Here is a 21,833-nt window from a genome sequence, read left to right on the forward strand (position 1 = left end):
GGTTTGACACGGGGCAAAACCAAGCCTAGATTCGCCTCATGATGTAACCGGTTACATCACCGATCCGGACAGAAGAGAATCGCGATGAATCCTGTAGCACCCAAAATAAAAATGGGCTTCGTGGGCGGTGGGGAGGGCGCGTTCATCGGCCAGGCCCATCGCCAGGCCGCGGGCCTGGACGGCGGTTTCGAGCTGGTGTGCGGCGCGTTCAGCCGCGACCCGCACAACAACCGGCAGACCGGCGCGGCGCTGGGGCTGGCCTCATCACGTTGTTACCACGACTGGCAGCAGATGCTGGACGCCGAAGCGCTGCTGCCACTGGATCAACGCATGGAATTGCTGGTGATCGTCACGCCCAATCACCTCCACGCACCGATTGCCAGCCAGGCATTGAAGGCCGGTTTTCACGTGTTCAGCGAGAAACCCGCCGCGCTGAACCTCAAGGAGCTGTTGGCCCTCAACGACGTGTTGCAAGGCAGTCGTTGTCTCTATGGCCTGGCGCACACCTACCTGGGCTATCCGATGGTCTGGCAGGCCCGGGACATGGTGCGCTCGGGGGTGATCGGCCAGGTGCGCAAAGTATTTGTCGAATACCCCCAAGGCTGGCTCAGCCAGGATGTCGCCGCCCAAGGCAACAAGCAAGCCGAGTGGCGCGACGATCCGGCCCAATCCGGTTTGGGCGGTTGCATCGGCGACATCGGCACCCACGCGTTTTCCCTGGCGGAGTTCGTCGCGGATCAACCGATCCAACAGCTCTGCGCCACCCTCGGCACCCATGTTCCGGGGCGGCAGTTGGACGATGACGTTGCAGTGTTGATCAAGATGAAGGACGGCGCCAGCGGCGTGTTGCTCGCCAGCCAGGTCTGCACCGGCGAAGAGAACCCGCTGAAAATCCGCGTCTACGGCGACAAAGGCGCGCTGGAGTGGCGACAGGAAGAACCCTCAAGCCTGATCCACCGAGCCTTCGACCAACCGCTGCGCATCCTGCGCGCCGGTGTCGGCCAGCCTTGGCTGTGCGAAGCAGCGACCCAGCGCACGCGTTTGCCGCCGGGACATCCGGAAGGCTATCTGGAGGCCATGGCCAACCTCTACGGCGATTTCGCCAGGGCCATACGCGCGCGGGTCGAAGGCCCCGATGTGCCTGGCGTTCCCGGCATCGAAACCGGCTTGCGCGGCATGGCGTTTATAGAGGCCGCCATCATCAATCATCGAGGCGAGGCAAAGTGGACCGCGCTGGAAACCGGGGAGTCGCTGCTGTGAATACCCACGACCAGACACCGAGTGGCCTGCGCGGGCCGGCGATTTTCCTGGCGCAATTCATGTCCGATGAGGCGCCGTTCGACAGCTTGGCGAACATCGCCAGATGGGCAGCATCGCAAGGCTATAAAGCCATCCAGGTACCAACCCTGGGTACGCGTTACATCGACCTGGCCCGGGCCGCTGAAAGCCAGGACTATTGCGACGAACTCAAGGCCACTTGCGCAGCGGCGGGCGTCGAGATCAGCGAATTGTCGACGCACCTGCAAGGGCAATTGGTAGCGGTGCACCCGGCGTTCGACGTGCTGTTCGACGACTTCGCCCCCGTCCATCTGCGCGGCCAGCCCCAGGCGCGCACCGAGTGGGCCGTCGAACAATTGAAGCTGGCCGCCCGCGCCAGCCAACGCCTGGGCCTCAAGGCCCACGCGACGTTCTCCGGTGCGTTGTTGTGGCCGTACATGTACCCGTGGCCGCAGCGTCCATCGGGCCTGGTCGAGCAAGGCTTTGCTGAACTGGCCCGGCGCTGGCGGCCGATCCTCGATTGCTTCGACGCAGCGGGCGTGGACCTGTGCTACGAGATCCACCCCGGCGAAGACCTGCACGACGGTGCCTCGTTCGAGCGCTTCCTGGAAGCGGTCGAGCATCATCCACGGGCAGCGATTCTCTATGACCCCAGCCACCTGTTGCTGCAACAGATGGACTACCTGGGCTTCATCGACCGCTACCACGCGCGCATTCGCATGTTCCACGTCAAGGACGCCGAATTCCGCCCCGACGCCCGCTCCGGTGTCTACGGCGGTTACCAGGGCTGGGTGGATCGCCCCGGCCGGTTTCGTTCCCTGGGCGATGGACAGATCGATTTCAAGGCGATTTTCAGCAAGCTGACCCAATACGGCTTCGACGGCTGGGCGGTGCTCGAATGGGAATGCTGCCTGAAGGACTCACAACAGGGCGCGGCTGAAGGCGCGGCGTTCATCCAGCGGCACATGATCACCAGGACCGCCAAGGCGTTCGATGATTTTGCCGGGGTTACGGCGGATGAGGCATCCAACCGGCGGTTGCTGGGGTTGCCTCCAATGCCGATGACGTAACCCTGTGGCGAGGGAGCAAGCTCCCTCGCCACAAAAGCAGGACGACAGTGTTTTCAACAAAAACAACAACAAGACGGTGACGGTCATGACGACGATGTACGCACGCCTTAGCACGATGATGTTCCTGCAGTTCTTTATCTGGGGTGGCTGGTTCGTCACCCTCGGCACGTTCCTGTCCAGCACCCTGGGCGCCAGCGGCGGTCAGGTCGGCAGGGCCTTCGCGACCCAGTCCTGGGGCGCGATCATCGCGCCGTTCGTGATCGGCCTGATTGCCGATCGCTACTTCAACGCCGAGCGCATCCTGGCGGTGTTGCACCTGGTGGGCGCGGTGTTGCTGTATCAGCTGTATTCGGCGACGGATTTCAGCGGGTTCTATCCTTTTGTGCTGGCGTACATGGTGATCTACATGCCGACGCTGGCCTTGGTCAATTCCGTGGCCTTCCGGCAGATGCGCGACCCGGCGCTGGAATTCTCGCGTATCCGGGTCTGGGGCACCGTCGGTTGGATTATTGCCGGCGTGGTGATCAGCTTTGTGTTCGCCTGGGATTCGCGCGCAGCGATCTCGGCCGGCGGCCTGCGCAATACCTTCCTGATGGCCGCCGTCGCTTCGCTGGTGCTCGGGCTCTACAGCTTCACGCTGCCGGGCACGGCACCGCTCAAGGAGCAGGCGGTTTCCAGCGGCATCAAGCAGTCCCTCGGGCTCGATGCGTTGGGGCTGCTCAAGGACCGTAGCTACCTGGTGTTCTTCATCGCCTCGATCCTGATCTGCATCCCCTTGGCGTTTTATTACCAGAACGCCAACCCGTTCCTGGCCGAAACCGGCATGACCAATCCGACGGCGAAAATGGCCATCGGGCAAGTGTCCGAGGTGCTGTTCATGTTGCTGTTGCCGCTGTTCATCCAGCGCTTCGGCATCAAGCTGGCGTTGCTGGTGGGCATGTTGGCGTGGGCGTTGCGCTACGTGCTGTTTGCCTATGGCAACAACGGCGAACTGGCGTTCATGCTGTTCACCGGCATCGCGCTGCATGGTATCTGCTACGACTTCTTTTTTGTCTCGGGGCAGATCTACACCGATGCCAAGGCGCCGAAACACTTGCGCAGTTCCGCTCAAGGGCTGATCACCCTGGCGACGTATGGCGTGGGTATGTTGATCGGATTCTGGGTGGCGGGGCAGGTGACCGATCACTTTGTGGTGGAGGGCGGGCACGATTGGAGAAGCATCTGGCTGTTCCCGGCCGGTTTCGCGCTGGTGGTGTTCGTGGGTTTCCTGATGGCCTTCAAAGGGCGTCAAGCGGTCGTGACGCCGTCCAAGGCATGAGCGTGAGGAGGGGCGTCAGTCACTTGTGACTGACGCTCAGTTTGGTGTAGGTCACTTTCCCGCCTTCATTGGAATAGCCCTTGTTATCCAGGGTGTAGACGCCGGCCTTGAAATAGAAATCGTAGCCGTGCCAGGACTTGTCCAGCTTGACCTGCTTGCCGTTTTTACCAATCAGCACCGAGAGCTGGCCTTGCTTGTCCATTTGCAGCGTGTACGAGAAGGACTTGTTCAGCGGTACCTTGGGCACGGTGTAGATCACCGGGCTCTTTTTGTCCTTGGGCTTGACCCGATATTCCACGTCGATGTTGCCGGTGCCCTTTTCAAAGCGGTACACCAGTTTCAACAACGGCGTCGGCGCATTCTTGGCGTGAATCTGCGCAACCACCACACGGCCTTCCGAGGGCACCTGGTTGACCGTCAATTCACCCTTGAGAGTGTTGATGCCACTGTTGTAGCGCCAGTTGCGGTGCTTCCCGTCCCTGCTGGTTTCCCGCAGTTCGGAACGCGGATAATCGCTGTTACCGGTATGGGAGCCAGTGACGGGCGCCCAGAAGATGATCCGCTGGCCGTTATTGTCGAAATACTTGTTGTTCAAACTCGGCATGGCTTTGGTTGCCACCACCTGCGCGGGCGTTTGCACCGGCAGGGTCACGCTCCAGACTGTTACGTCAATCATGATGAAACCCTCCAACGGAACCGGCCGATAGTAGCGGCCGTCAAGACAAGAATTGCCTTCCGTGGCGTAGTCTTCATGCTATCGACGAGGGTCTGTTTCGCTGGAGGCGCACCTGACGAATGGCTCTGCAATGAGCCTTTCGAGCCCATAAATGGGCGGAGGATGTTGTGTCATTTTGTTGCCGATCGGGTAGAGTACGCGCCGCCCGAGAGATGGATCCCGGGCGTTTTCCCATGGAGCATCAAATGAACCGCATCAGCAAAGTTGTCGCCTGCACACTGTTCGGCCTGGCCCTGGCGGGTTGCACCGGCACCCCGATGAAAACCCAGCAGTACGACAGCAGCCAATACACCGTTGTCGGCCATAGCGAAGCCAAGGCCACCGGCCTGCTGCTGTTCGGCGTGATCCCGATCCGCCAGAACAACCGTTTCGTCCGTGCCCAGAACGCGGCGATCAAGGCCAAGGGCGGCGACGCCATGATCAATACCCAAGTCCAGGAAAACTGGTTCTGGGCCTGGGTCCTGACCGGCTACACCACGTCGGTGTCCGGTGATGTGGTCAAACTGAAGAACGTTCAGTAAGCGCATTACCTGTGGCGGGGGAGCAAGCTCCCTCGCCACAAAAGCTTGTTCATTGCTGGTTACTTTCCTCCCACCACCATGTGACTGAACGGCTCCACATACGCCTGCAACGTCACCAGCCCGCCCACCAGAATCGCCAGCACCACCGAGTGGAAAAACACGTAGCGCAGGATTTCTCCTTCGTGGCCGTACCAGCGGGTCGCGGTGGAAGCGACCACGATCGATTGGGCGTCGACCATCTTGCCCATCACCCCACCTGAACTGTTCGCAGCGGCCATCAGCACCGGGCTGATGCCCAATTGCTCCGCCGTCACCCGTTGCAACCCTCCAAAGAGTACGTTGGACGCCGTGTCCGAACCGGTCAGCGCCACGCCGAGCCAGCCCAACAGGGTGCCGAACATCGGGTAGAAGATGCCCGTCGCGGCGAACGCCAGGCCCATGGTGGCGTCCAGGCCCGAATAACGCGTGAGGAAACCCAGCGCCAGCATCGCCACGATGGTGATCAGCGAATAGCGCACCACCCACAGCGTTCGAAGGTACTGGCGCGCCAGTTGCGGGATGGAATAGCCCATCAACAAGCCCCCCACGATCGCCGCCAGGAAGATGCCGCTGCCGGTGGCGGTAAACCAGTTGAACTTGTAGACCGCTTCCTCGGTTTTGGGCTGGGGCACCACCGGCGGGACTTTTTCGATCTGCTGATGGATGGTGCCGAAGGTCAGCAACGGCGAGAAGATCGGATTCGCCTCGCGCATCGGCTTGCCTTGTGGATCGAGCTTGACCGATTGGGTCTGCGGGTCGATGGCCGGGCGGGTGTCGAAAATGTTCTTGAAGCCCTGGGTGCCCCAGGCGAACACGAATACGGTGAGGATGATCCACGGCATCCAGGCGCGCAGCACCGCGGGTCGAGCGTCATTGGAAAACGCGGCGCTGGCCACCGGCGCCTGTTGTTCGCTGGCGTCGATCTTCGAATCATCGTGCCGCCCCGTCAGCGCCGCCGAGGTGTGCACCGTGGCGGGCTTCCAGACTTTCAGGAAACCCGCGAGGCAGGCCATCGAAATGAGCGCGGCAATCACGTCCACCAGCATCGGTCCGTGGTAGTTCGACACCACGAACTGCGGAATGGCAAAGGTGACACCGGCCACCAGGATCGCGGGCCACACTTCAAGCATCTTGCGCCAGCCGGCGAACGCCCAGATCAGCCAGAACGGCACGATCACCGAGAAGAACGGCAGTTGCCGACCGACCATCATCGACAACTCCATCTCATCCAGCCCGGTGACTTTTGCCAGCGTGATGATCGGCGTGCCCAGGGCGCCAAATGCCACGGGTGCGGTGTTGGCAATCAACGCCAGGCCCGAAGCGGCGAGGGGCGAAAAGCCCAGCCCGATCAGGATCGCGCCGGTCACCGCGACCGGCGTGCCGAAACCCGCCGCGCCCTCGAAAAATGCGCCGAAACAAAAGGCGATCAACAGCAACTGCAAGCGGCGGTCATCGGTGATGCGCGCCAGGGAATCCTGCAGGACCTTGAACGAACCGTTCTCGGTGGTCAGCCGGTGCAGGAAGATGATGTTGAGCACGATCCAGCCAATGGGCAGCAGCCCGTTGGCCGCGCCATAAAGCGCTGCCGAACCGGCCATGTCCGCCGGCATGCCGAAGGCGAAAATCGCAATGAGCAGCGCCGAGGCCAGGGCATACAGCGCCGCCAGGTGCGCCTTGACATGGAAAAACGCCAGGGACGCCAGCATTACCACCACCGGAACCGCCGCCAGGAACGTCGATAGCACCGCATTACCGAAGGGATCGTAGACTTGTTGCCAGACCATGTTCCACCTCTGCTTTTTATTGTTGGAAGTGCAGGCCCCGGGGGGATTGGCAGAGAAGTATAGGCGGGGATTTGCCAGGCGACTGCCAGCCAAACCCCTGTGGCGAGGGAGTTGTGCAGCGGCGGCTAGCGCGCTTCGACGTTATCCAGCGCACGGTTCGCCAGCATGGCGCCCATTTCGATCAACTGCAGGATGCCCAGGGCAACGTGTCGTCGCGAGCCGTCCAGATCGAACGCCAGGCCGTTGATCATCGCGTTGGCCGAGGCGAGGGTTTCGCTGAGGTTGGCAAGCAGGGCTTCGGTGTCGACACCGTTGATCACGGTGAAGAGTTGGCTTGGGTCAGGTGTCGGTTTGCAGGATTTGGGCTTGAGGTAGTAATCGAGGGCGCGATCGGCGGCTTTGTCGAATTCTTTCGGGTCGGCTGGATCGGTGTCGGGTGGGTTCGGGGTTACTTTGAACATGGCGAAGTTCTCATGTGGAATTTAGAGAGGCCATCACCCTCGCTACCAAACGAAGGGTGGCGGCCATACGAAGGTTGGTAGACCGGTCCACATGAACACCGGCGCGCCCGAAGACGCCCTACGCATGGCCACCATTGATACAGATGCGAAATGGCACCTGCGAAAAGTGAAGCTGTGCGTCATGTAGAAGCCGGGCTACCAAACCCGATCGCTGATTTTCAGCGACCGAGCAACAGTAAAGCCCGGCCCCAAGGCGCACAAGCCGGCGGATTCTGGCGTAGTTGTAGGCAACGGCGCAAGACGACGTAGCCTGAACCCGAAGGATCCTACAACCGAATAAACACCGTCCTCTGAAGCCTGAAAAGATGGGTCAACACAGAACCCGTGGCGAGGGGATAAATCCCCTCCCCACAAGAGCACCTCGCTTGTCTTAGGTGCGGCTCAGCCCTTCGCCGCCATCGCCGTCACTTCAACCCGCATCCCTTCAACGGCCAGCGCCGCCACGCCAACAGCCGCGCGTACAGGCCAAGGCTTGGCGAAGAAGCGTTTGTAGACTTCGTTGAAGGCTGCGCGGTCGGCCATGTCGGTGAGGTAGATGGTCAGGTGCAACACGCGGTCCATGGAACTGCCGGCACGTTCCAGTGCGGTCTTGAGTGCCTGCAACGTGCACTCGCTTTGCGCCGTGATGTCGCCCAGTTCCAGGCTGCCGTCGGCGCGGGTGGGGATTTGCGTGGAAACCAGCAGGCCGCCGAAGCCGGCGACGTCGGAAGAGATGGAGTCCGTGTCCGGGTCGGGGGTGAACGTGATGTCTTGGTTCGCCATGGAAGTCTCTAGCTCGTCAAAGAAAAAAGGCCAGTCACTTCAAAGCGACTGGCCTGCCAGTTTAGCGCCGATCTTCGAGCTGTCAGCGATTTCCTCTGGCGTGGACCGCCGTCACCGTCGCCCCTGAACCATGCGCTTGGCGGTCAGCACATGTTCCAGTTGCGGTTCGTCGACAGCCACGTGCGCGGCCATGTGTCGCGCTTGCTCCCAATCCAGATCAGGGCGCAACCATTCGAGGGCATTTTCCCCGGTGAAGGCCAGCAGTCGCTGCTGTTGATTGGCAATGTCGCCATAGGTCACCAAGGCCAGTCCGTCACAACCGTTGGGCGTTTCGCTGGCCTGGGCCAGGGCGGCGAGGAAGATGGGCGACGACTGCCGCGAAGTCGTATAGCTCAGGCGCTTGGCCTGGGCGGGCGCGCTGGTGTCCGAGGCTTCTTCATACCAGCCGTCCACTGCCACCAGGACGCGGCCGTCGCGCTTGATCCGGTCAAACACCTTGGAGCGCATCACCAGGTGCAAGGGCAGGTGCGTCAGCGGCGGCATGGTGCCCATCGACCAGACGGGCGACCACCCCCAGCGAACCTTGATGCTCTCCAGATGCCCGCCACGGTTGCGGATGGCACTGACCTGCATGTTCGGCTTGATCACGCTTTGTCGATCATGGAGCGCAGGAGCTGCCGCGGCGTGAAGGCTGTCGGCCGACAGGCCCGGGTTGTTGTGGGCTCCGAAGGCATCCCGCTGGGCAAAAAACGCCAGGGAATCCTTGGCAGAGACAGGCTGAACGAAACATTCACACATCGCGAAAACTCCAGGCAGATTTGGACTTTCACCCCGCCGTGAAAGCCGCGAGACCGAGTCATCCTCAGTGGGCTGCGGCGGTGTCATGTAGCTCCGAGCCGGTGCGCCAACGCTTGGTTCGAAAATCCTTGTCGTGATCGGATGAGCGGAAAATCAAGCGGCATTTCGTCCACTCATCGTCTTCGCGGGGAAAAGCCTCGTTCTCCATGCCTGTGCCTGAATACTGGTTGGCACGTGACCTCGTACAGTATTATCCAGCCCGCAATCCGGCAGTCCCAAGCCCCGGAATGGGTTACCCAATGGAATCAGGGAGAGATGGATGTACCTCTATCAAAAATCCGGCCGTTGTATTTTGCTGGCCGGCGCGTTGCTAATGAGCGGTTGCACTTCTTTTTTGCAGGGCAAGCAGTATGTCGTTCCCGGTCCGGATGAACCCTCCGCAACGGTTCGCCTCAAGGCTGGAAGTGGTGCGAGACTGGATGCCATGACGTTCAGTGACAATGGATGCTATGCGGGTTACACCGTCCTGCCCTCTAACGGCGGTTACATCGAATCGCGTGTCGCCGTGAATAAGGCGCTGATCCTCACCTATTGGAAGGTCGCAGGAAACAGCGCTTGTCAGATACCGTTTTCCTTCACGCCACAGAAGGGTGCCACCTATACCTTAATCGAAGATTTCTCGATCAAGCCCAAGGCAGGCATCCTTCCGATCTTTGACCGCGACGAATATTTCTGCGGCGTAGGCGTCCTCAAGAAAGTTGGCGACCAAGAGAGCGTCGAACCTATTCAGAAGCTGCAAATCAAGACTGGGTTCGCATGCCTGAAGTTCGTTAAATAGGGGAAACGGGGAGAGCCCACGATTATGAGACCGTCCGATGACCAAAATCACCACAGCCTTCCAGTGGTGGCCATACAGCAAGGAGAGCGAATAATGACCACCTTCAAATCATCAATCCAAAACGTAGCTGCGGCCATCGGCCTCATCGCAGCAATGACAGTCGGGGGATGCGTGATGATCCCTTACGACACTCCGGAATCAAAAGCCCAAATCCAGCGCGATCTGAAAATTGCACCATCGGATATTCAAGCCGTGTCGGAAACGAACTGGTGCTTGTTCCCATATGGAAGCGAAGGCAGCTGCAGGGCCACTCAAGGCCTGGGAGTGTTGACCAGCAAAGGCCTGATCCTCAGCCTCTACAACAATCACACCTACACTGAAACCGCACGCATCCTCCCAGAACAAGTGCAGTGTGTGAAGACAGTAGGTGGTCGCACTGGAGTCGAACCGTTCGTTGTATTTACCAAAGACCGAGCGATCATGCTCGCCGTCATTACGCCAGGTGGACAAATGAATGTGCCTGTGAAGGTCAGTTTCTTTGATTATCTGACGAAGCCAGGGCAGCACGTCTTCACTGGAACGGATGGTGGATATGTGCGCAAGTCGGGTCGACAGCAAACCGTAGGCGGAATGGTGTCAGGCACTGCCATCCCGTGGCATACAACACTCGACGTAACCGAGGTTTTCAACCCTTGCCCGAATGTTACAGATTAATGAGGAGTGGTGCGTTCCCTCGCAAGCGGTGCGCGCAGGCCGAAGCCCGTAGGTGTGAAGGATGAATGCCCGAAGGGCCGAGACTCTCCGGCGGCTCGGCTCGGCTCGGCTCGGCTCGCGACGGCCGCCCTCGAAGATGCACACCCTGAGACAGCAAGTACAAGGCTTTTAGCATCCGCTCAAGCGTCTGAAGTCCTCAAGTCGACAGCAGCGCCACCCATTGACATTAATTGGGGAACGGGGACAAACCACGATTATGAGACAGTCCGATTGTGAGCCAAAATCGTGGTCTGTCCCCGATTTCCTCCGCACCGGATTGGCATCTGTGACGTAATCGTCGAGGCTCGCGGAAAGGAAGGTTTCTTGGCCTCGATGTTCACCTTGGATAAAGCGCTTCGTGGGCGATCCCTGCGATGAAATCCTCAGAAATCATAGCAGGGCTAAGAGCGGTGTTCCGTTGAGATATTGATGCGTTTTTCAACCGCCTGTAGTTGCCTTTCCGGGTCCCAACCACTCGGCGACGCTTGAGCTTTGCTACACCAAAGCATTCCTTTAGAGATCCATAATCTCCGCAAATCAGCATGAGTCGATGTTGCGTCATCATAGCCGAACTGCGTACCGCAGGACGGGCACATGCCAAACGAAGAGCAGCCAACCTCATCGTATGGAGGCTCTTCAAGCCCGGGGTATCCGCAAACCGGACAAAGATATGAAACGTTGCTTGCAATCATCCAACCCCCAGAGTTCTAGCCTCTAGCCCACGTTGTCGGCGTACCTGCTGATTTCCGGAATCTTATACTGAATCTGAGCAACTGATGTCTGACCTGGGCTGAGTAGGAAAAAACACTGGAGTGGAAGCCGCTAACAAGGGTTTTGACACACTCTGGGCCGATTGCTGCCGTCCAGAGATTTCCCAAAATCGCCCACGGCTCCAGGCGTATAAAACGTTCAAGCAAATTTTCCATTCGCCATTTGAGGTTAATAAAAACGGGGCCACCAAACGCCCGTTCCTCATCATCCCTCAACCTGTGCCTGAAGCCGCCGCCCAATCACCTCCAACAAATCACACCCATCCCGCAACGGAATCACTAACAGCTGCGCAAAATCTGAAAGCACAACCGTATCGCTACCCATCTCAGCACGAAACGCAATATTTTCCAGAACCTGGGTCACCACCCGAATACGGTAATCAGCCGTAGCATGCAGAACATCAAGCGGTGCCTGACTATCAATCAGCAGAGAAGCCGGGGTGCAGTCGATGCCGGTGATGGGGATGTATCTTTCCATGGTCTTGCTCCGATCAGGTTGATGGACTGATCCGATCCCCAGGTCGCCAAACCTGATCGCCATTTGGGGCGACGCGACTGACTATAGGTTCAAGCATCTGTGGTGCATAGGTGAGCGATTCCGAGGGTTGCGTAGGAATCGTCACAATTCTTTGAAGTCGTTCGCTCACCCCCAACGCGTCCCCAACACAATCCCCTGCGCCCTGAATCCCTCAAGCGCCGCCACTCCCACCGGCATCAACTCCCGCGCCGTCACCCCGGCCATCTCCGCCAACGCGACCAAATGCGCCCGCCCGCTGCGCCGATGCTCCATCAGCGACACCAACAACGCATAAGCCATCGGCGCCAGGCGTGAAAAACTCACGTGTCCACCACGTCGCTGAAGCATGACCAAGGTCGGCGCCGCTGGTTTTTCGGTGGGTTGATAGCCCGGTCCGATATCGCACACCGGCCATTCATAGGCATGTACGCGCGCAAGCTCCGATACCACGGGCGTGCCCTCGATCAGGTCGCCGTGGGGGTTGTGTGACGGCTCCACCGCATCGCTCAGCAGCAGGGCGCTTTCGCTCCATTCGTGTTGCGCCAGTTCGGGCAGCCACGCGGGGTAGTTGTGCAGGCTTGCGCGTTGCTCCAGGTAGGTGACGAACTCGCCGGCCAGTTGGGTGAAGAGCGGCGTCTGGCAGCGGAAGTTGGCGTAGAAGTCATGGACCAGCCATCGCCAGTCGGCGGGCGGCAGGGTCCGGTGGATGACCGGGAAACTGGCGGCCAGCAGTGATTGGATGCTGCCAATGAACAGTTGCCGGTAGACGGCTAGGCGTCGGGCTTCCAGCCCGGGAGGGGCCGGGTTGTCGGGGTTGCGGACGTAGCTGGCCATGCAGTTGAGCTGTTCAAGCAGTTGTTCAGGCATGGCGGGCCTCCGCTGTTGCCGGGCAAGCGCGTTGTTGAAGATTTTTGATGTGCTCGACTTCGGCGAGTAGCTCCGAGAGCGGAGGAAAGTTGAAGTCGCGTTCCAAGAGCGTCGGCACCGGGCCAAATCGTTGGTAGGTCTGGTGCAGCAGCGCCCAGACGTCCTGCTTGACCGCCGCGCCGTGGGTGTCGATTTTCAAGTCGTCGGCTTCGTCGTAATGGCCGGCGACGTGCAGGTAGGTGACGCGTTGCGCGGGAAGGGCGGCCAGGAATTCCGCGGCCTCGTAACGGTGATTGATGGCATTGACGTAGAGGTTGTTGACGTCCAGCAGCAGGTCGCAGTCGGCTTCCTGGAGCACGGCGCAGATGAAGTCGATTTCGCTCATGGCCTGGAAGGGCGCGGCGTAGTAGGAGATGTTTTCCACGGCGATGCGTTGACCCAGCACGTCTTGGGTCTGGCGGATGCGCGCGGCGACGTGGTGGACGGCTTCTTCGGTGAAGGGGATCGGCAAGAGGTCGTAGAGGTGGCCGCTGTCGGAGCAGTAGCTCAGGTGTTCGCTGTAGATCGCCACGGCGTAGCGATCAAGGAACCGGCGTGTGCCGCGCAGCAGTTCCAGGTCGAGGGGTTGCGGACCGCCGAGGGACAGGGACAGCCCATGGCAGGTGATGGGGTGCCGTGCGGCCAGTTGGTCCAATTGGTCAGCGTAGACGCCGCCGACACCGATCCAGTTGTCCGGGGCGCATTCCAGGAAGTCCACGGCGCCTGGGGCCATTTCCAGCAGGTCGCCTAGCATGGCGCGACGCAGGCCAAGTCCGGCGCCGTTGGGTGAAGTGAAGGTACTCATCGCAGTTCTCCAGGGATGACCAAACCCTCCCGGCGAGAGCGTCCGGGAGGGTCGGAGCGAAAGGATTTATTCCTTGGCCTGGCTCATGTGGATGAACAGTTCGGTTGGGACTTTCTTGCCATTGGCCGTGTACTGGCCGGTGCGGTATTTGTAGGTTTCCGCCTCGGACAGGTAACCATCGTGGTTGCTGTCCATCTTTTTGAACTCGGCTTGCTGGGTCGGCGCGACGCTGAGGAACTCCTTCAGCGATACGCGGGCGTCGTCGTCAGTGTCGGTGCGAGCGAAGGACGCGTCACCACATTTGCCTTCGCCGCACTTGCCCTCCGCGGCGGTGACTTTTTTACCCGATTCGGCGGCACCACATTTGCCTTCACCACACTTGCCTTCCGCCTCGGTGGCCTTTTTGGACGATTCGCCGGCGCCACATTTGCCTTCGCCACATTTACCTTCGGAAGTTTTTTCAGCCGAGGCCAATTGATAACCCTGGGCCAGGGTGTCCACGGCGAAAGCGGACTGGGCCAGGCTCAAACCGCCGGACAAAGCCAGGGCGGCGAGGGCGAGGCGAGCGCAGTTCGAGTTTTTTGTACGGGTCATGAGGTTTCTCCAGATAAGAGCTGTATGGCCCCTGGCAAACGTTGCGCGGGGCGTGTGCCGTGGCGGCGTCACGTTGCTTGCCCGGTGCTCGGCACGTCGGGTCGAAGCAAGGCGGGACTGGCCTGTTCGGACGGGGCCATTTGGCGCTTGCCGTGTATCTGGGATGTGTCATGCGGCGGTGTGTTTGTATGGCTGTGTGTCGCGGATACAGAACGCTGCAAAAGGGTGGCGCTCAGGTCAGGTCATGCAAGTCCTTGCCCAGCGCCGGCCCGAGCGTCCAATCGGAAAACGCCACCTTCAATCCGCCTCGCTTGGGGCTGCACGCCATTGGGCCGACGCGGTAAGTCGCTGCGATGGGGAAGGGGCATAACCGCACCAGCGGCCAACGAAGGCCATCGCTGGAGACCTGCAAGCGCAGCACGCCGCCGGCTACGGTGGCACGCATCCAGAAGTCGCTGGGGTCTGCGGTGTAGCGGCTGGTCGCCCAGTCGGATTGTCCATCGGTGAGCACGCTGCCGAGCATGGCCTGGCCGTCGCTCAGTTCGATGCCTGCCTTGACCCACTGGCGCTCGTTGATCCGGACCATGAGGCCGGCCTGGTCGTACAGGGCTTCGAAAGCGCCGCGGATGCGCAGTTGGCAGGTGAAGCTGGACGAGGTTTCAACGCCGAGGAAATGGCCGCTGTCGTGGGTGAAGCCGTAGTGGGTTTCACGCCAGAAATCGGTGGCGTTGTCGGTTTCAAGCTCCAGGGTTTGCGTGGTGGGTGCGCTGTGGAACTTGGGTTCGTTCAGCCAGGCGCCATGTGACAGGCCGCGTGGGTGTGGGGTGTGTTTATCGGGCATCGTCGGGTCACCTGGTTTCGGGCGTACTGAATCGACCGATGAAGCGAGAGGTGGTTCAGAACGGCGAGGGCTGCTGCGCAACCCAGCGGGAGCAAGCTCCCTCGCCACGGGATGGGTGTGCTTCTGACAGCAAAAGGTCGCGTTTTGGGTAAGTGGATGAATTCTCTTACGACATTTTAGGGTTGGCCTTCGGAAGCGCCGTCCTTAGCATCTTGGCCTAGCCCAATGCTGCGCGAGGCATGTCCAGTCTCGTTTTATATTGTGAGGAAAAGTCGATGCCAGGGAGCCAGGAAGCCAGGAGGTCAAGGCTGATAAATTCACTTGTCATGCGTATGACATTTGGCGCTATGATTGCGACAAATGTCGCAAGGAGGTCAGCCTAATGACCGTAGTAGCCAAGCAAGCAGAGAGGCCCACAGCCAAGTCCACAGCTAAAGCGGCGAAGACGAGCCCAAAGAAGACTGTCGAAAAGCCGACCCAAATACTATTGCGGGGGCGCAAAGGGGACGAACGCTTATTGATCCTCCGATACACGCAAGAAGGTTTCAGTTTGGACGATGTCAGGAAGATGCTTTCCGCGTCCGCCTTGTATATGGAGCACGGTTTGCTTGAGCGCATTACCGGCAAGTCTGTGAGGACTGTGCAGCGATTAGCGAAAGATGCCCAACCGATACGGTTGAACCGACAGCAGAGTACTGTCGCGTTCCAATATGCCCAAACGCTGGAGCACGCAACAGAGGTGTTCGGCAGCCAGTCGTTGGCGGAAGACTGGCTCAAGAAGCCCTGCAAGTATCTGGATGGTCATGTGCCCTTGGAGTTGATCGATAATTCGCTGGGCTTCCAAGTGGTGGAAGATTATCTGAGCCGTATCGAGCATGGGATTTATCAATGAGCCCCTTGCCTTGGGAGGGGCAGTGGCACGCTTGGCGTCTTGATCGCGAGGTTTACAAGGAGACCTGGGATAGCGGGATCGGCGCACAACGCTCAGGCGGACGTTGGAATCCCCCTGGCCGTCGCGTGATTTATGCTTCGGCCGATCCCTCCACCGCCATCTTGGAAGTCGCGGCTCATCTTGGTTTCGACGCGCTGGATAAGGTGCCCTACCTGCTGACCTGCTTTGAGGTACTGGATCCGGCACTGATAAAGGTGGTGCATGCCGAAGAGGTGCCGAATCCAAACTGGCTCACCCCGGCTCAACCTTCGCCCAATCAGCAATGGTTTGCCGATGAGTTATTGGCGCAGTTTCCCTTTGTGCTGATTCCTTCAGCGGTGACCCGGCATTCCTGGAATTTGCTGGTGAGCTGCGATTTGGCGAAGGGCCAATTCAAGCTTATTTCTCAAGAGCGCTTTGGCTTGGACACTCGACTGGTCAGGTAATCCTGAGTGTCCTGAGCAGGCAGTCATTGATGAAAGCTACTTCTTGACCGAATAATCCGCACCCCACATCCGAACAGCACTGATCGCCTCGTTCATGCCTTCGAATACGAATTTCTGCCGCACGGCAATCTTCGGTGGGACGGTGACTTCGTCGGGGTTGTCCAGGCCGGTGAGCCGGTTGGCGTAGCCCGCCTGGTCGATCGCCAGGAGGGTGCCTGTTTGCCCGAGATTGATCAGGCGCAGTTGGGTGTCGGTGCTGTTCTTGAAACCGAGGGTGATGGTGACGTTGTCTTCGCTGGGCTCAAGCTTCAGCACTTCAACGGTGATACGGTCTTTCATCTGCTCGCCAGAGGAAATGATCGCAGCGCCGTCGGTGCCCTGGACCGACTCCCGGCCATCGAGGACGCCTTCGCTCACGCCGCCCAACAGATTCTTGCCGGCAGTGATAAAGGACGAAACGGCGGATTTGGTCGAGTCCTTGATAACGCTTTCCGCCGGCTCGCCTTCGGCCACGCACAGTGAGCTGATCAAGATACCGGAGACGAAGAGGGCGGCGCGTGACGGCAGAGGGGGCATGACTGAGTCCTTGAGGTGGTTGTAGCACGCCCGTCGAATGGGCGTGCGGCATGATAGCGGTGATCATGGCGCACTTGTCCATCGATGGTTTCGCGGTTTGCCGGCTTTTTGCGCTGATCCGCATTTTTCCCTTACAGGTGCGTCTGTAATGGTCTCAGTTCCCACGCCACAATCCGGCCGTGCCGCAATGGTTCTATCGGGAGAAAACTCATGGCGAAGATGGCGATTTTTCTGGGCGGTTTCCTGGCGTTGACGCTGCTGATCGGTGTGCTGGCGACGATCTCTCCTGTTTAAGGAGCTTTTTCTGTGGCGAGGGGATTTATCCCCTCGCCACAACAGCGCTCACTAAAAACAAATGCTTCGCTCAGCGATGCAAGATCACCTGCGCAATCTCCAGCAATGGCATCACCCGTTGCGCGGCGTTGAGCTTGATCGCTTCCTTGGGCATACCGAATACCACGCAGCTGGCCTCATCCTGGGCCACGGTGGCGCTGCCGGCGTCGAGCATTTCCTTGAGACCGCGGGCGCCGTCGTCGCCCATGCCGGTCATGATGATGCCCGTCGCGTTACGGCCGGCGAACTTGGCCACCGAGCGAAACAGCACATCCACCGAGGGGCGATGGCGATTGACCAGCGGCCCGTCCACCACTTGCACGTGATAGAACGCGCCGCTGCGAGTGACCATCATGTGCTTGCCGCCGGGGGCGATGAGCGCCAGGCCCGGGTGGATACGGTCGTTGTTCTTCGCTTCGCGCACTTCGATCTGGCACAGGCTGTTGAGCCGGGCGGCGAATGAGGCCGTGAATTTTTCCGGCATGTGCTGAACGATGACGATGCCCGGGCACACGCGCGGCAGGGCGGTCAGCACCGCTTCCAGCGCCTGGGTGCCGCCGGTGGAGGTGCCCATGGCGACGATGCGCTCGGTGGTCTGGGCCATGGCGTGGCCGTTTCCGGCAGGCAGCATGGCGTCGGCGGTAAGTTTGGTCGCTGGCGTCAGCGGCGCCGCCGGAGCCGGGCGTTTGCCCAGGTTGCGAACGTTGACCTGGGCGGCAGCGCGGATGGCCGATACCAGTTCCGGCGCCGAGTCCAGCAGGAAGTTCTTCAAGCCGCTGGTGGGCTTGGTGATGATTTCCACCGCGCCGGCGGCCATGGCCTGCAACGTGGTTTCCGCACCCTTGGGCGTCAGCGACGAGCAGATCACTACGGGCGTGGGCCGTTCGCTCATGATCTTTTTCAGGAACGTGATGCCGTCCATACGCGGCATCTCCACGTCCAGCACAATCACGTCGGGCCATTCCTTGGCCAATTTGTCCATGGCGAAAATCGGGTCGGAGGCCGCGCCGATGACATTGATGTCCGGCGTGTCGCTGAGAATGGCCAGCAACACCTGGCGGACCACGGCGGAATCATCCACCAGCAATACGTTTATTTTTTTGCCTGACATGGTTAATGCAGGGTCCTTATCGGTTGGTGCCTGACCCAGACGTCGCCCGTGCAAAGGTCGAAAATGATGCTGCGGTGGCCGGTGCTGCCCATGTCCTGGGCGATCAGGTCCAGGCGATAGAGGGCGGCCATTTCCAGCGCTGCGTTGACGTTCAACCGCGCCACGTCGCCATAGGGGACATGGCGTTGCAGTTCGGGAAACATCTCGCCGCCGCCGAACAGCTTGAGTTGGTATTCCTCGGGCTCGGTGTGATGAGCCCGCGCCTTGCGGACGAACAGCTCGATGGCTTCATCGGCGTACATCCCGTTCAGCGCCGTGGAACAACGAATCCGGCTGGGCAACATGAAGTGGCACATGCCGCCGATCTTGCGTTCTGGATGCCAGAGCGTAATCGCCACGCAAGAGCCGAGGATCGTGCGCAGGCGGGTCGGGCAGGTCGCAAAGCGAAACTCTCCCGGCCCCAGGTAGACCTCGGCGACTTGCTTGATCGCGGCGCTCATGGCTTGCGATAAATCGAAGGGGCCACCAGCTTCAACGCGTCGGAAACACCGTTGAGGCTCTCCGAATGGCTGACGATGAAATACCCACCGGGCTTGAGCCGCGGGATCAGCCGGGCAACCACTTTGCTTTTGGTGGGCTGGTCGAAATAGATCATCACGTTGCGCAGGAAAATCACATCGAACTCCCCCAGCTCTGGAAGCGTGTCGTTGAGATTGACCTGGATGAAGTTGACCCGGTTGCGCAACGCCCGGTCGATCAGCAAGGTGCCCTGCTGGCTGCCGGTGCCCTTGAGGCAATATTTCACCAACAGCGAATGGGGCAGGTTACGGGCGCGCTCCATCGGATAATGCCCGGAACGGGCCTTGGCCAACACTTGCATGCTGATGTCGGAGCCGATGACTTCCCAAGGCGTGGTGCCCAGGCTTTCGGCCAGGGTCATCGCAAGGCTGTAGGGCTCCTCGCCGGAGGAACTGGCGGCGCTCCACAGGCGAAAGGTCTTGCCCGGTGTGGCATGGGGCAGCACGTGATCGCGAAGAAAGTCGAAGTGCTTGGGCTCACGGAAAAAGTAGGTTTCGTTGGTCGTGAGCAGGTCCAGCGCCACTTGCAATTCGTCGCTGCGCTGGCCGCTCATGATCAGCTTGAAGTACTCGCCGTAGCTGTCCAGTTCGTAGTGCTTGAGGCGCTTGAACAGACGCCCGGCCACCAGGGCTTTCTTGGCCGGCGACAGGTTGATGCCGGCCGCCTGGTACAACCAGGATTGGAACTGGCCGAACTCCCGGTCGGTGAGGGCCATCGAGTTCACCGTGCGTTCCTTGCAAGTGTCTGTGCTCATGAGTCTGGCGCTTCCAACGCGGTGGGACTGGCCTGGGCGAGTTCGGACATTTCGTCGATGGATAGCACCCGGTCCACTTCCAGGACGATGACGAACTTGCCATCGACCTTGGCCATGCCACTGATGAAATCGGCGCGGATCTTCGCGCCAAAACTCGGTGGCGGTTCGATCTGCGAAGCCGGGATTTCCAGCACCGCCGATACCGTGTCCACCAGCAACCCGATGTCCTGGGCCAGCCCGTCGGCGCTGGCGGCCTCGATGATCACCACACAGCTGCGGCGGCTGATGGCGGAGTTCGGCCGGCCGAAACGGGCCGACAGATCCACCACCGGCACGACCGCACCGCGCAGATTGATCACCCCGCGTACGAAGGCCGGCATCATCGGCACCACGGTGAGATTGCCGTATTCAATGATTTCCTTGATGCACAGGATGCCGATGGCGAACATTTCCGTGCCGAGCATGAACGTCAGGTACTGTGCTTCTTCCTCGACCGCGCTGGCGGTCTGGCGTGTGGTCGCGATGGCGCCCATTGCCTTTCTCCTTTAAGCAAGCCTATGGAACCGGGCCATCAGAACCGGGTGAATTCCGATTCGTCCGGCGCGCTGGCCATGTTGTAGGCAAACGCCTTGGGCATCGCTGGTGCCGGTGCCCGGGCCGGTTTGCGGCTGGACGGGCCGGGTGTGTTATCGACCCGGGCGACCTGGATGGCGGCCTTGGACGGTGTGTCCAAGGTGAAGAAGCTCATCGCCTGTTGCAGTTGTTCGGCCTGGCTGCTCATCTCTTCGGCGGTGGCGGCCAATTCTTCGCTGCTGGAGGCGTTCTGCTGGGTCACTTGGTTGAGCTGGGTCATGGCGGTGTTGATCTGCGCCACGCCGGCGGCCTGTTCTTCGGACGCGGCGCTGATTTCCTGCACCAGGTCCGAGGTCTTGTTGATGGACGGGACCATCTCGTTAAGCAGGCTGCCGGCCTTCTCGGCCATGTCGACGCTGCTGGACGACAGCTCGCCGATCTCCTGGGCCGCGACCTGGCTACGCTCGGCCAGTTTGCGGACTTCGGCCGCCACCACCGCGAAGCCTTTGCCATGTTCGCCGGCGCGGGCTGCTTCGATCGCAGCGTTGAGCGCCAACAGGTTGGTCTGGTAGGCAATGTCATCGATGATGCTGATGCGCTGGGCGATTTTCTTCATCGCCACCACGGTCTGCTGCACCGATTCGCCGCCGTCGGTGGCTTCCTTGGCAGCCTTGCTGGCCATGCCGTCGGTGACCTTGGCGTTTTCGGTGTTCTGATTGATGCTGGCGCTCATCTGCTCGATGGAGGCGCTGGTCTCCTCGACGCTGGCCGCCTGTTCGCTGGTGGCCTGGCTCATCGACTGGGCGGTGGCGCTGACTTCTTCGGAGGCGCTGGCGAGGTTGTCCGCCGCGTTGCGCACTTCACCGATGATGTGCGACAGCTTGCCGACCATGTTCTGCATGGCGTTGAGCACCATGCCGGTTTCGTCCTTGGAACCGCCTTCGATCTTCGCGTTCAGGTTGCCTTCGGCCAGTTGCTCGGCGACGGCGGCGGCCTGCTTCAGTGGACGAGAAATCACGCGGGAGATGAACAGCGCCAGGCCCAGGCCTACCAGGAGGGCGGCAACCAGCACGACGATGATCGACAGGCGGGCATCTTCATACAGCTGAGTGCCGTGGGCACTGGCAACGTCTGCGCCGGCAGCGTTGAGCTCGACGAGTTTTTGCAGGTCGGCGGTCACCAGGTCGAATTGACGCTTGGACTCACCCTTGAGCAGTGCCATGGCTTGCTCGGTCTGTTGTTGCCGGGACAGCGCGAACAGATCCTTGCTGACTGCCAGATAAGCGGCCCAGTCATTGCGAGTGGTTTCGAATAGTTGCCGGTCTTCGGCGGAGGAGACCAATTTCTCGTAGGTGTCGAGGCGGGTTTCGAAGCCCTTTTTGGTGTCTTCGGCTTCTTGCTCAAGGGTCACGCGTTCTTGCTCGGAATCGGCCCCGATATGACGGTTTTCCTTGAGGCGATAGTTCGCCGCATAGAAGCGCATGCCCGAGGCCGCGCGCATGGACGGCATCCAGTTTTCGCGGATCTCGATGGTGGTGCCGTTGACCTGGCCCAGCTGGATGATCGAAAACACGCCCATGACGGCGGTCAGCGCCAACACCACGAGGAACGAGGTGATCAGTTTGGTGGCGATTCTAAGGTCGTAGAACCATTTCATTGGGGAATACCTCTCCATGGAG

24 protein-coding genes and 1 pseudogene are annotated in these 21,833 nt (G+C 60.2%); 8 read left to right on the forward strand and 17 right to left on the reverse strand.

Annotated elements, in window-relative coordinates:
* The first annotated feature begins 84 nt into the window (after positions 1-84).
* From J3P79_RS10385 to J3P79_RS10395, 3 genes are all read left to right on the forward strand, one after another.
* Entirely contained in the window at positions 85-1,260 is a 1,176-nt protein-coding gene (locus tag J3P79_RS10385) for a Gfo/Idh/MocA family protein (RefSeq protein WP_434610213.1), read from the forward strand.
* Complete coding sequence (locus tag J3P79_RS10390; protein WP_434610215.1) at positions 1,257-2,348, forward strand: sugar phosphate isomerase/epimerase family protein; 1,092 nt, start codon at positions 1,257-1,259, stop codon at positions 2,346-2,348. The genes J3P79_RS10385 and J3P79_RS10390 overlap by 4 nt, the downstream gene beginning before the upstream one ends.
* 85 nt (positions 2,349-2,433) lie before the next feature.
* Complete coding sequence (locus tag J3P79_RS10395; RefSeq protein WP_434610217.1) at positions 2,434-3,666, forward strand: nucleoside permease; 1,233 nt, start codon at positions 2,434-2,436, stop codon at positions 3,664-3,666.
* Positions 3,667-3,685: 19 nt separating this feature from the next.
* On the opposite strand, the gene J3P79_RS10400 is transcribed toward J3P79_RS10395, so the two are convergent.
* The gene (locus J3P79_RS10400) at positions 3,686-4,342 is read right to left on the reverse strand and encodes a polysaccharide lyase family 7 protein (RefSeq protein WP_039592928.1); all 657 of its coding nucleotides are present in this window, start codon (positions 4,340-4,342) and stop codon (positions 3,686-3,688) included.
* A 245-nt stretch (positions 4,343-4,587) separates the two neighbouring features.
* Here J3P79_RS10400 and J3P79_RS10405 point away from each other — a divergent pair, with 245 nt between their 5' ends.
* Positions 4,588-4,923: a hypothetical protein gene (locus tag J3P79_RS10405; protein WP_434610219.1), complete on the forward strand. Its 336-nt coding sequence runs from the start codon at positions 4,588-4,590 to the stop codon at positions 4,921-4,923.
* Between the two features lie 59 nt (positions 4,924-4,982).
* Here the strand turns inward: J3P79_RS10405 and J3P79_RS10410 are convergent, their stop codons facing one another.
* The 4 genes from J3P79_RS10410 to J3P79_RS10425 all read right to left on the reverse strand — a co-directional run bounded on the left by J3P79_RS10410 (position 4,983) and on the right by J3P79_RS10425 (position 8,827).
* On the reverse strand, positions 4,983-6,746 hold the full coding sequence (locus J3P79_RS10410; protein ID WP_434610222.1) for an L-lactate permease: 1,764 nt from the start codon (positions 6,744-6,746) through the stop codon (positions 4,983-4,985).
* A gap of 125 nt (positions 6,747-6,871) precedes the next feature.
* Positions 6,872-7,207 (reverse strand): DUF6124 family protein, encoded by a 336-nt coding sequence (locus J3P79_RS10415; protein WP_434610223.1) that lies wholly within the window; start codon positions 7,205-7,207, stop codon positions 6,872-6,874.
* Between the two features lie 441 nt (positions 7,208-7,648).
* On the reverse strand, positions 7,649-8,029 hold the full coding sequence (locus J3P79_RS10420) for a RidA family protein (RefSeq protein ID WP_434610225.1): 381 nt from the start codon (positions 8,027-8,029) through the stop codon (positions 7,649-7,651).
* Between the two features lie 111 nt (positions 8,030-8,140).
* Positions 8,141-8,827, reverse strand: a complete 687-nt coding sequence (locus J3P79_RS10425; RefSeq protein ID WP_434610227.1) for an SOS response-associated peptidase family protein — start codon at positions 8,825-8,827, stop codon at positions 8,141-8,143.
* A gap of 319 nt (positions 8,828-9,146) precedes the next feature.
* On the opposite strand from J3P79_RS10425, the gene J3P79_RS10430 reads away from it, so the two are divergent.
* Positions 9,147-9,665: a hypothetical protein gene (locus J3P79_RS10430; protein WP_434610228.1), complete on the forward strand. Its 519-nt coding sequence runs from the start codon at positions 9,147-9,149 to the stop codon at positions 9,663-9,665.
* A gap of 93 nt (positions 9,666-9,758) precedes the next feature.
* On the forward strand, positions 9,759-10,379 hold the full coding sequence (locus tag J3P79_RS10435) for a hypothetical protein (RefSeq protein WP_434610230.1): 621 nt from the start codon (positions 9,759-9,761) through the stop codon (positions 10,377-10,379).
* Between the two features lie 306 nt (positions 10,380-10,685).
* On the opposite strand, the pseudogene J3P79_RS10440 reads toward J3P79_RS10435, so the two are convergent.
* The 6 genes and pseudogenes from J3P79_RS10440 to J3P79_RS10465 form a co-directional block, all read right to left on the reverse strand.
* Positions 10,686-10,799, reverse strand: a pseudogene (locus J3P79_RS10440) (hypothetical protein); the annotation flags it as partial.
* Between the two features lie 594 nt (positions 10,800-11,393).
* The gene (locus J3P79_RS10445; RefSeq protein WP_434610231.1) at positions 11,394-11,666 is read right to left on the reverse strand and encodes a hypothetical protein; all 273 of its coding nucleotides are present in this window, start codon (positions 11,664-11,666) and stop codon (positions 11,394-11,396) included.
* A 165-nt stretch (positions 11,667-11,831) separates the two neighbouring features.
* Complete coding sequence (locus J3P79_RS10450) at positions 11,832-12,572, reverse strand: HvfC family RiPP maturation protein (RefSeq protein ID WP_434610234.1); 741 nt, start codon at positions 12,570-12,572, stop codon at positions 11,832-11,834.
* Entirely contained in the window at positions 12,565-13,416 is an 852-nt protein-coding gene (locus tag J3P79_RS10455; RefSeq protein WP_434610236.1) for an HvfB family MNIO-type RiPP peptide maturase, read from the reverse strand. Before J3P79_RS10455 ends, J3P79_RS10450 begins: the two co-directional genes overlap by 8 nt.
* A 66-nt stretch (positions 13,417-13,482) precedes the next feature.
* On the reverse strand, positions 13,483-14,010 hold the full coding sequence (locus tag J3P79_RS10460; protein ID WP_434610237.1) for an HvfA family oxazolone/thioamide-modified RiPP metallophore: 528 nt from the start codon (positions 14,008-14,010) through the stop codon (positions 13,483-13,485).
* A 232-nt stretch (positions 14,011-14,242) separates the two neighbouring features.
* Positions 14,243-14,851 (reverse strand): DUF1349 domain-containing protein, encoded by a 609-nt coding sequence (locus J3P79_RS10465; protein ID WP_434610238.1) that lies wholly within the window; start codon positions 14,849-14,851, stop codon positions 14,243-14,245.
* 382 nt (positions 14,852-15,233) lie between these two features.
* Between J3P79_RS10465 and J3P79_RS10470 the strand changes: the two genes are divergently transcribed.
* Together J3P79_RS10470 and J3P79_RS10475 are read left to right on the forward strand one after the other, a co-directional pair.
* Positions 15,234-15,743 (forward strand): antitoxin Xre/MbcA/ParS toxin-binding domain-containing protein, encoded by a 510-nt coding sequence (locus J3P79_RS10470; protein ID WP_434610240.1) that lies wholly within the window; start codon positions 15,234-15,236, stop codon positions 15,741-15,743.
* Positions 15,740-16,228 (forward strand): RES family NAD+ phosphorylase, encoded by a 489-nt coding sequence (locus J3P79_RS10475; RefSeq protein ID WP_181290363.1) that lies wholly within the window; start codon positions 15,740-15,742, stop codon positions 16,226-16,228. Before J3P79_RS10470 ends, J3P79_RS10475 begins: the two co-directional genes overlap by 4 nt.
* Before the next feature lie 36 nt (positions 16,229-16,264).
* Here J3P79_RS10475 and J3P79_RS10480 read toward each other — a convergent pair whose 3' ends face one another.
* From J3P79_RS10480 to J3P79_RS10505, 6 genes are all read right to left on the reverse strand, one after another.
* Positions 16,265-16,804, reverse strand: coding sequence for a hypothetical protein (locus tag J3P79_RS10480; RefSeq protein ID WP_434610242.1), 540 nt, complete (start codon positions 16,802-16,804; stop codon positions 16,265-16,267).
* A gap of 364 nt (positions 16,805-17,168) precedes the next feature.
* On the reverse strand, positions 17,169-18,248 hold the full coding sequence (locus tag J3P79_RS10485) for a protein-glutamate methylesterase/protein-glutamine glutaminase (RefSeq protein WP_434610244.1): 1,080 nt from the start codon (positions 18,246-18,248) through the stop codon (positions 17,169-17,171).
* 2 nt (positions 18,249-18,250) lie between these two features.
* A complete protein-coding gene (gene cheD, locus J3P79_RS10490) occupies positions 18,251-18,748 on the reverse strand; it encodes a chemoreceptor glutamine deamidase CheD (RefSeq protein WP_434610246.1) in 498 nt (165 codons plus the stop codon).
* Positions 18,745-19,581, reverse strand: a complete 837-nt coding sequence (locus J3P79_RS10495; protein WP_434610248.1) for a CheR family methyltransferase — start codon at positions 19,579-19,581, stop codon at positions 18,745-18,747. The genes cheD and J3P79_RS10495 overlap by 4 nt, the downstream gene beginning before the upstream one ends.
* The gene (locus J3P79_RS10500) at positions 19,578-20,114 is read right to left on the reverse strand and encodes a chemotaxis protein CheW (RefSeq protein ID WP_434610250.1); all 537 of its coding nucleotides are present in this window, start codon (positions 20,112-20,114) and stop codon (positions 19,578-19,580) included. The genes J3P79_RS10495 and J3P79_RS10500 overlap by 4 nt, the downstream gene beginning before the upstream one ends.
* A gap of 38 nt (positions 20,115-20,152) precedes the next feature.
* Positions 20,153-21,811: a methyl-accepting chemotaxis protein gene (locus J3P79_RS10505; protein WP_434610252.1), complete on the reverse strand. Its 1,659-nt coding sequence runs from the start codon at positions 21,809-21,811 to the stop codon at positions 20,153-20,155.
* Between the last annotated feature and the right edge of the window lie 22 nt (positions 21,812-21,833).

Origin of the sequence: Pseudomonas sp. R1-7 (genome assembly GCF_051132105.1) — a bacterium.
Lineage (GTDB): Bacteria > Pseudomonadota > Gammaproteobacteria > Pseudomonadales > Pseudomonadaceae > Aquipseudomonas.